The following is a 12,126-nucleotide window of genomic DNA, read 5'->3' on the forward strand; positions in this document are numbered from 1 at the left end:
CGCATTCCAAAGCTGGCGGGGTGTGGCGCGCGCCACACCCCGCCAGCTTTGGAATGCGCTATTGTGCATCGTAAGAGCAACCTGCTATCATAAGAGCAGCGGGCAGGCCATGATCCCAGGAAGCGGGCAATGAAGCTAACCAGCAGAACGGAGTATCTCGCATGCAAACGGCACAAGGCGACTCATCAACCCCCGAACCAACCCAAACCCCCACCGATGGTCCCGTTGACCACAGCGCGTGGTCACAGCAGAAAACGGCGCGTGATGTCGAGCCGACTGACAAGCGCATCGAGCGCGATACCGCCGGAGTCTGGCACGTCTATACCTTCGAAGAAGCCAGAGCCGTATTGCGCAGCGGAGATACCAAACAGGCTGGCTTCGGCGCACAGTTCTTCGAGATGTTCACCACCTCAAAGAATCAGGGTATCCTCTACATGGAAGGGCAGCCGCACCACGAACAGCGCCGGAAAACCGCGCGCTTCTTCACACCCAAAGCCGTCAGCGCAAACTATCGCCCACTCATGGAACGCCTCTCAGACAAACTCGTCGCTGGCCTTCGGCGGAAAAAGCGCGCCGATCTCAGCCAGATCAGCTTTGCGCTTGCCCTTCAGGTCGCCGCTCAAGTGGTTGGCCTCACTAACAGCCGCTTGCCGGGGATGGATAAGCGGCTCGAAGGCTTTTTCAAGGGCGCGGGAATCATGCAGCCTGGCAGCAAGCCCCTGGCAACCATCCGTTTTATGTGGCGGCAGCGCCGCGTAATCAGCTTCTTCTTCCTGGATGTCAAACCCGCCATCAACGCCCGCAGACGCAAGCCCCAGGAAGACGTGATCTCCCACCTGATCTCCCAGGACTATACCGATCAGGAAATCCTCAACGAATGCCTCACCTACGCAGCCGCCGGTATGGTCACAACACGTGAATTCATCAGCGTAGCTGCCTGGCACTTCCTCGAACACCCCGAACTGTGTGAGCGTTATCTGGCCGCCCCCGAAGAGGACCGTTACGAAATGCTGCACGAAACCCTGCGCCTGGAACCCGTCATCGGCCACCTCATGCGTCGCGCCACCGCCGATGTCGCCATCCAAAGCAGCGGCGCGCCCGTAACTATTCCCCAGGGAGACTTCATCAACGTCCACATCTACGCAGCCAATGCCGAAGAAAGCGTCGTCGGCGACCATCCCCTGGAACTCTGCCCTGGGCGCGCCATCAACGGAGACAACATCCCCTCCATGCTCATGAGCTTTGGCGACGGACATCACCGCTGCCCAGGAGCCTACCTCGCCATTCAAGAGACGGATATATTATTGCAACGGCTCCTGACCATTCCGGGCCTGCGCATCGAAACCAAACCCACCATCGGCTTGATGGAGATCGGCCAGAGTTATGAACTGCGCAACTTCATCCTCGCCGCAGACTAAATAAAGGGCAGGGTTGATTGGTCCCGCCATCGAGACGATGGGACCAATCAACCCTGCCCAGCCTGCGCTTACTCTTTCTGCGCCACCAGTTGCAGCCAGTTGCGCGGCACCACACTCAGCCCCAGTTCCTCAAACACCTGCGCCGCCGCAGCCTCCAGCGCAGCGGCCCCCAACGGAATCGGCGCCCCTGGCAGCGCCCCCTCAATAAACAGCCAATAGCGGCCAATATCCTTCCACGCCTGCAACGGCATCAGCGCCTCATCCAACTCATTATGCAGAATGCCGAAACCATGCTTACCCAGCAGCCCCGCATACTCATCCTGCGACAACCACTGCATCGCCAGCGCGTGCGCATCCCGCGCAATCTTCACCTCTGGATGCTCGCGCCGCAGCCAGCGCATCGCCTGCATCGTCCATAGCCGATAAAAACGCTCAGTCCCATCCGCATACGTGCCGGTGAAGAAGGCGCTGTTACACGCAAAAAGACCGCCCGGCGCCAGTGTCGCAGCGATCTTTTCAACCACCTCATTTTTATCAGGGACCAGATGAATCGCATTGCAGAAGAACAACCCATCGGCTTGTATAGCCAGCCGCGCCAGATCATCCGCATCTCCCTGCACAAAGCTCACATCCATCCCTGCGCCCTTCAGCCGATGCTCTGCCACCCTGATCGCATCCGCCGATGGCTCCACGCCGATCACGCGCGCATCCCGCCCGCGCTGCTTCAGCGCCTCCACAATCATCTGCGTAATCGCCCCTGTGCCAGAGCCTAAATCAACCACCTCAAGCTTCTCTCCCACCCGTCGCCTATCAAGATGCACCACCGCCCGCTCAACCAGCGCGTGGTTCACAGCGGCATAGAAATCATGCCGGGTAAACGCCTCATAGGAGTAAATATCGTGTTCACTGCTTGTCTCGATCATGAGAGCGGTCCCCTTCCCCTGTTCTTTCTCCGTACAGCGGCCTCCGCCTGGCTGCGGAGAAGCGATAATGAGGCAACGCACACCCAATCCTGTTCTCGGCTCGGTTTCCATAGCATCCATCAAAACGCATGAGCTGGTGGGCGAGGTTGTGCATGGTTAGAGAAGATCAGGGCTCACATTGTTTCATAAGTTCCAACGTAGCGCATTATTTCACCACTTGTGAAGAACAGCCAGTTTTCGAGCTATCGAGGCCAGCAGGCGCGCAGACATTTATATCCTGGGTGGATAACTCGCCTGTCGCGCTGCTCCCCCCGATGCCATGCTTGCCCGCTGCTCTATCTGCGGCGCCAGTGCCCGCGAAAGCCGCGTAATACTCGCGCTAAAGAGCAGGAAGGCTGGTATCACTACCAGGCGATGAACCAGCGGCAGCAGCGGCCCCGCCACAATATCAGTAACTGAACCCCACGTCTGCACAGGATGTGCCAGACTGAAGATCAGCAAGCCCGCCAGCGCCAGCCACAGCGCCCCCCCCACAGCGCCCCCTAAATGCGCCCGTCGCACCTGGATACCACAAGCTACCGACAGCAAAATAATGCCTGCATCCATCGCAAAAGAGGCCCAGACCACAGCCAGCAAGCTGAATCCATAGATAATAAAGCTCGTCGCCCCCAACACCAGAGCTAGCCCAACAACCAGCGGCCACCAGTGCTGCTGCACAATCCTCTGCTCAGGATACTTCCACTCCTCCAACGCATCTGCCAGCCGCGCCAACCCAAGCAGAAAATACACCATAGCAACCAGCACCAGCCCAAAGTGAACCAGGGTGGGCAGACCCCTGGGCAGCACCCTCCCCACCTGAAACAGCGTATCCAGCACATGCAAAAGCGCGAAGATCAGCCCTCCCACCGCAATCAGCCGAAAGGCGCTCATCGCTATCCCTTTCAACGGTAGCCATACAAAAGCCCACAACGTCCAGATAGCGGCGATAACGCCCGCCAGATCAAGCAGCGCCTCCCACAAAAAGAGCGTTTCAGGAGACGGCGTAGCGACGGCAGAAGGGGCTAAAAGCAAAGCAGGTGACATAGGGCTTCCTCCTTGGAAAAGGGCCTTTCTGCGCAAAAGAACACCACTCCTCGATTTTCACGCAACATTACAGCAACTCGTGGAGAAAATCAAGGGTCTTATTCTGAAGCAGGGGAGCGCCTAGCCAGCTAAACTAGCACTGGAAGGCGCGGGATGCCCGCTCGTCGCCTCATCATCACCAGACCGCACAGGCCGCATCGAGCCTAGCCCCGCCTCCGCAGCCGCGCGTCCCGCAGCAATCAGTGCCTCGCTTCGACTAAAATCCAATGGCCGCGAAAGCGCAGGCAGCACCGGCTCAATCGAAACAACATCTGCCCCACCCGCGCGCAATTCTTCCACCGCCCGCCGGAATTGATATTGGCTCACCACATCCCACGAACGCTCCAGCACCTCCAGCAGATTCGCGCCAACCGTCGGCCCCCATTCCAGACCATCCAGAGCAGCAGGCTGGGGTGCCTTTCCATTAGACCCTCTGCGCCTGACACCCTCAATAGATACACGCAGATGAGCCAGTCGAGGTGACAGTTCGCCAATCGATCCGCAGCCAAAGAGGTAAATCTTCTGCGCCCCAAGCCTCAGCGCCTGCGCGCAGGCATCCCACTCCAGCAGCCCACCATCCACATACACCTGCCCACTCAACACCATCGGCGGAAAAATCCCCGGCACCGCAGAAGAAGCCAGCACTGCTGGCAGCAACCGGCCAGCAGAAAAGAGCATCGGCTGCCCCGTCGTCAAATTCGTCGCCAGAATATGCAGCGGCGTTCGCAGTTCCTCGAAGAAATGCTTTTCCATATAGCGGCGGGCCACCCCCAGCGGCCCCTCCGCGCCATACAGCGACGGCCTGCCAGAAACCGCGCTCACCGCCGCGTGCCACCAACCGCCGCCCAGCAAATCGCTGTTTTTCAGCCCCGCCCAGATCGCGCACAGCGCCCTCGCCCGTTCCGGCGTCGGGTCCACCGCCAGGTACGCCCCATTCCACGCCCCAGCCGAAACACCAATGATCACATCGGGCCGCACACCACGCTCCAGCGTCGCCGCGATGGCCCCCGCCTGAGCAGCGCCGCGCGCGCCCCCACCCAACAGCACAAACGCCGTCAGATCGGGCGAAGTGAGCGACGCAGGGATAGCGTTGGCCGCCAAAGGAGCCACCTGGGCAGCGTGGTTCGACCACAAGCGGCGCAGGCGGGCCAGCCAGCCAGAGCGAGACGCGCCATTCAGCGAGGCAGAATCAGGGGCAGACCCTCGTAAAGGGCCAGATGTTTGTTTGCTAACTTCCATAGAAGAAAAGGCTCCATGAGAACACACCCTCACCCACCCACTATCCCCTTATACATACTATAGCATAAGACTCATAGCATAAAACGGCCCGGAGCCACGAACCGTCACCCTGCGCTCTTCGGCATCAGCCGAGCGCCGCAGCGCCCGCAATATCGCGCCTGCCGACGCACTGGCGCGCCGCAGCGTGGACATGTCAGCCCCAGCAGCCGATCAACATCCCGTTTCATCTCCACAGCTGTATGATAACGACTGTTCGCATCCCGCGCCAACGCCCGCGCCAGCAGTTCCTCCACCTGCCCCGACAGCGCGGCGTTCAGCCCACGCGCCGGAGGAAAATCAAACGGCGTCTCTTTTTGCGGATCACGATTCGTCAGCACATGATGCAGTGTCGCCCCCAGCGCGTACAAATCCCAGCGCGGATCGGGCACACGATCACGGGCCGCCTGCTCTGGCGGCGAATAGCCCCGCGTCCCGCGCGGCTCAATCTTTGGCTTCTCCCCAGCCGCTGGCGCAGCCGCCACAATCGCCATATCAAAGCCCACCAGATACGTCCGGCCAGCAGCAGCGCCCCTCAGCAGATTCGACGGTTTCACATTCCGATGGACTATCGGCAGCGTCACCTGCGCCAGCGTCACCAGCGCCTCCAGCGTCTGTGACGCCGCGATCAGCGCCTCCTCTTCCCGCAGCGCCTTCCCAGCCTGCGCCAGCCGCGTCGCCAGCGACTCCCCCTGAATATACTCAAGTAGAAAAAACGTCTCTCCCTGCTCCCGAAAAGACTCATAGAATCGTGGAATCGCCGGATGCTCCCCCAGTGCCATCAGCGCCTGCGCCACCTGCACAAACTCGCGCACCCGCTGCGCCGCGCGTGGCCCCGCAGACTCATCAGCCAGCCGCAGCAGCGCGCGCGGCCTCGCCGAATGTCCCTGCTCATTCACCAGATATAAATCGCCGCTCGCCTCTGCTCGCAGGAACCGCACAATCTCCATACGCCCGCCCCGCAAGCGCCGCCCCGCAGCCAGCGGCGGGCGCGCCTCCCCTGGAGCCGACACCGGCAAAGGCGCGGGCGCGCTCACCGGCGCAGCCGCAGCCTTTGGCTTCGGCGTCAGCGCCAGCGCCGCCTCCAGCGCATCCGCGCATGCCGTCACCGTCCGAAACCGTTTCGTTGGGTCTTTCGCCAGCGCGTGCAGCACAATCCCATCCACCTCTGCTGGCAGCGCCGCATTCACGCTGCTTGGCGGCGGCGGCGGCTCATAAAGATGCTGCCGCGTCTGCTCCATCACCGTCGTCGCCGTAAAAGGCAGCCGCCCCGTCAGCATCTCATACAGCACCACCACCGCCGCGTACTGATCGCTCGCCTGAACCGGATGCCCACGCATCTGCTCCGGCGCTGCATAGTTCGGTGTTCCCAGCGCCAGCCCAGCCGCCGTCAAGCGCCGCTCCGCTTCCAGCGCCCGCGCAATACTGAAATCGGTCAGCAGCAGCCGCCCATCGCCCGGATGAATCAGCACATTAGAAGGCTTCACATCCCGATGCAAAATCTTGCGTGGGTGGCTGTGCGCGTAATCCAGCGCCGAAGCAAGCTGACGAAAATAAGCCGCAGCCGTCGGCGCGGGCAGCGGACCCTGATACTGCCCCATCACATCCTCCAGCGTCCCCCCCGTCATCAGCGGCATCACCAGATACGTAATCGGCCCATCCTGCCCAAAATCCAGCACCGCCAGAATATTCGCGTGGTCCAGCGCCGCCGCCAGTTCCGCTTCATTGATAAACCGCGCCCGCGCCTGCTCGTTGGAAAACGCCCGCAGTGCCTTCAGCGCCACCGCGCGCTTCAGCCGCAGATCGCGCGCCTGATACACCACACTCACATCCCCCCGGCCAATCAATTGCTCCACCTGATAGCGCCCCGCCAGTCTCGCCGAAGGCAGCAGCAGCCCACAGCGACACACCGCCGCGCCCGCAGGGTTTTCGCCATACCGACAGCCAGGGTTCAGACACCGCATGCAGAAACTCTTCTCTTCGCGTGGCTACTCCCCATCCTCCCCACCATCCAACTTCATTTTCACACACCCCGCCTCAAAGCACAAGCGCACACATCACCCTCCCTGGCGACCAACCGTAGCGCCAGCCGCGTGTACCGCCGCCGTCCCTGGCGAGGGCGCCGCTGCGATATCTCAAATGCTGCCCTTACAAAAGCGCGCTGCTTGCGTACCAGCGCGGCCCGGCCTTGCAGCGATAACTGCGGATTAACATCACTGGAAACAGGAGGCGCTGTTGGAACGTCCTTAAACATAAGGCTCGCCAGAACCTTCCAACACATTCCTGATCAAGAGAGTTTACCAGGGGGTTTACCAAAGGGTCGTTAAGAAAGAGAGAGCTCAGATGCTTGCTTCGCTTCCTCGCCACGCGCGCCAGTGGCTCATCGTGCTGGCGTGTCTTCCCGCCCTCGTAATCTGGCTGGCAGGATGCGCCATCGGGACACAGCTACCAGCAACTCAACCGCTCGCTCCGTCAGATGCCGTCGTCACATTTGCAACCACCATCTCCTACGAAACCGCCCTGGCAGAGATCACCGACCTTGGCCTGCGCCTGGAAAGCCTTTGCTACGAAGGCGCTGTAAACGACGGCGCTCACCCCACCTGGTATCCTATGGGCCAGCGAGACTTCTTCACAGAATCGCATACGCTCGTCATCACCACCACCATCTTATCGGCCCGGATTGGTTCGCCAGATTACGCGCCCTGCCAGGTGTTTCCGATGTCCAGACCCCGGCCATTGCATCCTGTCCCGCCGAGTCCAGCTAGGGAACAGAACTAGAATCGATGCGCCGCATACCCAATCTGTTGCAAACGTTCCAGCCACTCTCCTGGCGCGTAGCGCATCACAAAATGCTCGCCTGAACGCACATTGCGCCCAATCACCAGCACAGGCCGGGGAAGCACTGCCCCATATTCCGTCTGCCCCACCGACGCCTCCCGCCTCATATCCCACATCGCCACCATCCCTGGCTGATCGTCACGGCTATCTATCCAGACCATCAGACGCAGCCCCTCTGCCTCGCCAACCTGCCCCCGCGCCCCCAGGTGGCGGCGCTTCCACCTCTCATCACGCAGCGTCGCGCGCAGATTGTTCGCCACCATCTGCGCCGCCAGGCATGTATCCACCAGGCCAGATGAAGTAACGCCCGGCAGCAGACCAGCGCCATTCATCGCTGGCGCGCCAACCACCACACCTGGCCGCGCCTGGCAAGTAGCAATCCTCAGCAAACGCTCCAACGGAAGAAGTATCATCCTCGCGCTCTCCTCAGCAGCCGACTCGAAACACTCGTCACAGCCCTCCAGAGAAAACATTACCGCCGACCCTCTAGCAAACGGCATACCAAAAGTTGAGTCTGGCGGGCCTGTGAGATGGGTTCTCCCAAATCTGAGGTGTTGGCAAGCGAGGCGTGTTACTGGGAGCGCCGCCTCCCTTCGGAGAGGGCCGCTTGCCTCGGCTGTTGCCCCGTCCTCTCGCTCCCGTTGGTCGCTCGCGCGTCCCTTCTTGGCGGCCAGCGTTGGCCTGCTGGTCCGCTAGCCTGGAGGGCGCACGCTCGCCAGGGCGCAGCGTTGGCCGCCAAGATGGCGGCGCTACAAGTGACCCCCGATAATTGGTGGAACCGTGAGATGCTCTTCCTTGCCACAAAGCAGATAGTGGGATATACTCTGCTTCTTGGAAGCCCCTCGGCAGCAAAGAGCCGCCGAACAGCATTGAGGAGACGCCATGAATCAGCAGCCGCAGCCTGCATCGCTGCCCGAAACCGGCAAGCGGGGAAGCTCGTGCCTTTCCTTTTGGGCGCTTGCCGTCTGCTTCCTGCTCCTCTCCTGCGTCATCGTCAGCCTCCTGGGTGGGCTGCTCCTCAACCATCTCTCCACAGTTTTTCAGCCCACATCCACCGAGCAACCCCTGCCCCCCGCGCCCACCACCCCACCCATTTTCGGCCTGAGCGGCCAGGCGTCCTGCCGTCATCTCGCGCCACCCACCACATCACCCTGGCTCTCCGTCGCCCGCGACGACGCCAAAAAATACCAGATTGACACCCTCGCCTTCGAGTGGCAAATCTGGCAAGAATCAAAGTTCGACCCCGCCGCCCGCAGCACCGCAAACGCCATCGGCATCGCCCAGTTTCTCCCGGAAACTGCTGCCAGCCTCGGCATTGACCCAACTGACCCCCAGCAGGCCCTCGACGCAGCCGCGCGATTAGACCGACAACACCTCAACCAATACTCCCACCGCGCCTCCAGCCTCGCCGCCCATTATGGAGGCGACTCCGCCCACTACGCCTATGGCCTCGTCCTTGCCGCCTATAACGCCGGCCCTGGCGCTGTCGAACGCGCCTGGTCCCGCGCCTTTTTCAGCCAGGGATCACAAATCTGGCCCCCCAATGCCTGGGACTGGCTCGCCAAAATGCCCGGTCAGACCCGCAACTACGTCCCCGCCATTCTCGGCTGCCTCTAGTCGCTTCTCACACAATCAACCGGAGGCTCCCCCTTTTCTCAACCAGGGGACAAACGCCGAAACCTGCTGCTGGTACGCCGCGTAGCCCGGCCTGCGTGGCAGCAGATGTTTTTCCATCATCGGAATGCTGATAAAGAGAAATAACCCCAGCATACCCAGCGGCCCGATAATCACCCACCAGAACGACGCATCAGCCGCCAGCCCAAAAAGAAACAGCCCCCACCAGAACAACACCTCGCCAAAATAATTCGGATGCCGCGAATACCTCCACAGCCCCCCGGCCTCCGTCTCAACTGACATCTTGACCGAACGCCGAAAGCGCCGCATCTGCACATCCGCTGTCGCCTCAATCGCAATCGCCCCGCCCGTCACAACCAGCGCCACCACATCCAGCCAGTTGAAGCCTTGCTTCGCTCCTGAAAGCGCGGGCCACAACGCCAGGCACCCTAAAAACACCAGAACCGTAGGAAAGAAATGAATCCCCAGGAAACTCACCGGCCAATAGAATCTGCCAGTTTGCGCCTGCATATCGCGGTAGCGCCAATCTTCATGGCTCAAACCTTTCCACTGGCTCGCCCAATTGTACGTCAGCCGGATCGCCCACAAACAAATCAGCGTAAAGACCACCACATGCCGGAGCGACCCAAACCCGCTCGAACCCTGTTGCAGCAGCCAGAACAGCGCAATCGGCACAGGCGCAACGCTCCAGTACGGATCATAGCAGCTTGAGTTTTTCGCAGCCACACTGAACACAAAAATCACAGCCGTCGCCGCCGTATCTGCCGCCGCCAGAATCACCAGAGGGTGCTGCGCGCGAAACCCATACCCAACGCCAAGCGCCACTGCCCCGGCCACCACATACGCCACAACAATCACCACTGCTGGCTTGAGCATCTCAGACTCCCCTCACCTGGAGCGCCGCCACGTGTAACGCCGCCTTCCAGACGGCTAACCGCTGCGCCACTGCAAACGTCAAGTTACAGAACAGACCCTCAATGCGCCAAAACAGCCATCACTCCTCATACGCAATACCGGGAAAGCTCACCAGTATCCAATCCAGCAGCGCCGGAGCCAGTAGATTCAGCCACACCAGCAGCTTCCCTGGCAGGGTCATCACCAACTGCCGCCTGCGCCTGGCCGACGCGCGAAGAATCAGCGCCGCGCAACGCTCCGGCGACATCGTTGGCACCCGATCTACATTCGCCCCCATCGCCTCCACCAGCCGCTCTGTCCGAATCGCCCCTAGATACAGAACCGTCACACTCACCCCGCTGCCCCGCAGTTCCGCCCGCAGCGTATTCAAGAAGCCGCGCATGGCGTGCTTAGAACTGTTGTAGCCAATCGTACCAGGGATGCCCACCTGCCCGCCAAAGCTGCACACCCCCACCAGCCGCCCCCTGCTCTGCTTCAGATATGGCAGCGCGTAATAGGTACAATGAACCACCCCATAGTAATTTAACTCCATCTCCTCCTTGAGATCGGCCAGATGCTGCATAGCTGCAAAACGCCTGGGCCGCCCATACCCCGCGTTGTTAATCAGCATATCAATACGCCCGTAGGTTTCAACCGTCTGCTCAATCAACCGCTTGCACGCCTCCTCATCCGTCACATCCGTCTGCGCCACCAGTGCCTTCCCCCCGCGCTCGCGGCACCCCGCCGCCACCGCCTCCAACGCCTCCAGACTCCGCGCTGCCAGAACCAGCCACGCGCCCTGCCCCGCAAGCCGAAAGGCAAGCTCCCGCCCAATTCCCCGTGACGCCCCCGTAATAATCACAGCTTGCTCTCTAAAAGGAGCGCCGCTCATACATCATCCTCAAGAAATCCACTGCACAAAGGTGACTATCTGAACAACACGGAGAACCCTCATGTCAGCGCCCGCTCAGCCTCAACATAGCTCGGCTGCACCTCGCGGAAGCCCACCTGCCGATAAAACTCCTGCAACGGTGTCCCCTCCGGCGCCACCAGCATCACCGACACATAGCCGCGCTGATGCAGACACTGCATCGCCCGCCGCAGCAGCGCCGTCCCAATCCCCCGGCGCCGATAGCGCGGCAGCACCGCCAGATCATCAATCAGCGCCGCCCCTTGCCAGCGGCTCACCAGCACAACCCCCGCCAGCTTACGCTTCTGGCGCAGCGCAGCCACAAACGAACATTCCGGCAAAGCCGCATTATCCGACTCCGCCAGAAGCTGCGCCATCTCCGCCAGCCAATCCGTCGGCGAACGTTCCCGCGTATCCTCCTCCTCCACAGACGTATCCCGAAACAGCGCCCCCAGCAGCCCCGAATCCTCGTACTCGATTGGCCGCACACGATACAGCATACTCACCACCCCTGCCCCTGTTCCCTCATCGTCTTCTTCTGGTCGCCGTGTTGCCGCCACCATCGGCGTATAGCGCCGCAGTTCCCGAAAACCCGCCGTCTCAAATGCCGCCGCGTGCCGCGCCTCATATGCTGCCCGAATCGAACGCGCCCCCGCCTCCTCAGCGCGCACAACCGCTCCCCGCGCCACCTCCTCAATCACCTCGCGCCCAGCCGAAGGCAGCAGCGCAATCCCCTCAAGCTGCGCCCGCGCGCCTTGCACCTGGAAACATAGCCGCCCTAGAGGTCGGCTGGCTCGCCAGAGCAAAAAGCGCGTCTCGCGCTGTTTCGCCGGACCCGCGAGAAAGCGCTCCAGTTCATCCTGCTGCTCCTGTAGATCGCGCACCAACCGCTGGTCAGGCTCCACCAACGCTTCGCGTGGCACCAGCGGCGTCCGGCCCTCGCGTGTCAGCGCCACCCACACCGGCCCATCCTCTTGCCGGGCCGGACGCCACTCAACAGTATCTGCGCTCGCCGTATTCCCATTGAGCATCTCTGGCATGCTACTCTACCTTGAACTGAAGACAATCACACAGGCGAAGACGCCCGCTCATCTCCACCTGCGTAATACAA

The 12,126-nt window shown here is 61.3% G+C and carries 11 protein-coding genes; 3 read left to right on the forward strand and 8 right to left on the reverse strand.

Translation table 11 applies throughout. From position 1 onward, the window contains the following. Nucleotides 1-161 precede the first annotated feature (161 nt). The gene (locus VH599_00190; GenBank protein ID HEY7346702.1) at nt 162-1,418 is read left to right on the forward strand and encodes a cytochrome P450; all 1,257 of its coding nucleotides are present in this window, start codon (nt 162-164) and stop codon (nt 1,416-1,418) included. A gap of 68 nt (nt 1,419-1,486) precedes the next feature. Here VH599_00190 and VH599_00195 read toward each other — a convergent pair whose 3' ends face one another. The 4 genes from VH599_00195 to VH599_00210 form a co-directional block, all read right to left on the reverse strand. Then, on the reverse strand, nt 1,487-2,341 hold the full coding sequence (locus VH599_00195) for a class I SAM-dependent methyltransferase (protein ID HEY7346703.1): 855 nt from the start codon (nt 2,339-2,341) through the stop codon (nt 1,487-1,489). 270 nt (nt 2,342-2,611) lie between these two features. Next, nucleotides 2,612-3,424 carry a hypothetical protein gene (locus VH599_00200; protein ID HEY7346704.1) on the reverse strand — a complete coding sequence of 271 codons (813 nt, stop codon included), beginning with the start codon at nt 3,422-3,424 and terminating at the stop codon, nt 2,612-2,614. 120 nt (nt 3,425-3,544) lie between these two features. Continuing rightward, entirely contained in the window at nt 3,545-4,702 is a 1,158-nt protein-coding gene (locus VH599_00205; protein HEY7346705.1) for a patatin-like phospholipase family protein, read from the reverse strand. Nucleotides 4,703-4,806: 104 nt separating this feature from the next. Then, complete coding sequence (locus VH599_00210; protein HEY7346706.1) at nt 4,807-6,702, reverse strand: protein kinase; 1,896 nt, start codon at nt 6,700-6,702, stop codon at nt 4,807-4,809. 379 nt (nt 6,703-7,081) lie between these two features. Between VH599_00210 and VH599_00215 the strand changes: the two genes are divergently transcribed. Then, nucleotides 7,082-7,516 (forward strand): hypothetical protein, encoded by a 435-nt coding sequence (locus VH599_00215; protein HEY7346707.1) that lies wholly within the window; start codon nt 7,082-7,084, stop codon nt 7,514-7,516. Here the strand turns inward: VH599_00215 and VH599_00220 are convergent. Then, nucleotides 7,513-7,989 (reverse strand): hypothetical protein, encoded by a 477-nt coding sequence (locus tag VH599_00220; protein ID HEY7346708.1) that lies wholly within the window; start codon nt 7,987-7,989, stop codon nt 7,513-7,515. The two genes, VH599_00215 and VH599_00220, sit on opposite strands and share 4 nt — an antisense overlap. Before the next feature lie 469 nt (nt 7,990-8,458). On the opposite strand from VH599_00220, the gene VH599_00225 reads away from it, so the two are divergent. Then, nucleotides 8,459-9,193 (forward strand): lytic transglycosylase domain-containing protein, encoded by a 735-nt coding sequence (locus VH599_00225; GenBank protein HEY7346709.1) that lies wholly within the window; start codon nt 8,459-8,461, stop codon nt 9,191-9,193. A gap of 15 nt (nt 9,194-9,208) precedes the next feature. Here the strand turns inward: VH599_00225 and VH599_00230 are convergent, their stop codons facing one another. The 3 genes from VH599_00230 to VH599_00240 form a co-directional block, all read right to left on the reverse strand. Beyond that, on the reverse strand, nt 9,209-10,087 hold the full coding sequence (locus VH599_00230; protein ID HEY7346710.1) for a DUF1295 domain-containing protein: 879 nt from the start codon (nt 10,085-10,087) through the stop codon (nt 9,209-9,211). 118 nt (nt 10,088-10,205) lie between these two features. Continuing rightward, the gene (locus VH599_00235) at nt 10,206-10,997 is read right to left on the reverse strand and encodes an SDR family oxidoreductase (GenBank protein HEY7346711.1); all 792 of its coding nucleotides are present in this window, start codon (nt 10,995-10,997) and stop codon (nt 10,206-10,208) included. Nucleotides 10,998-11,056: 59 nt separating this feature from the next. Then, a complete protein-coding gene (locus VH599_00240; GenBank protein ID HEY7346712.1) occupies nt 11,057-12,055 on the reverse strand; it encodes a GNAT family N-acetyltransferase in 999 nt (332 codons plus the stop codon). Nucleotides 12,056-12,126 lie beyond the last annotated feature (71 nt).

This window comes from Ktedonobacterales bacterium (assembly GCA_036557285.1).
GTDB lineage: Bacteria > Chloroflexota > Ktedonobacteria > Ktedonobacterales > DATBGS01 > DATBHW01.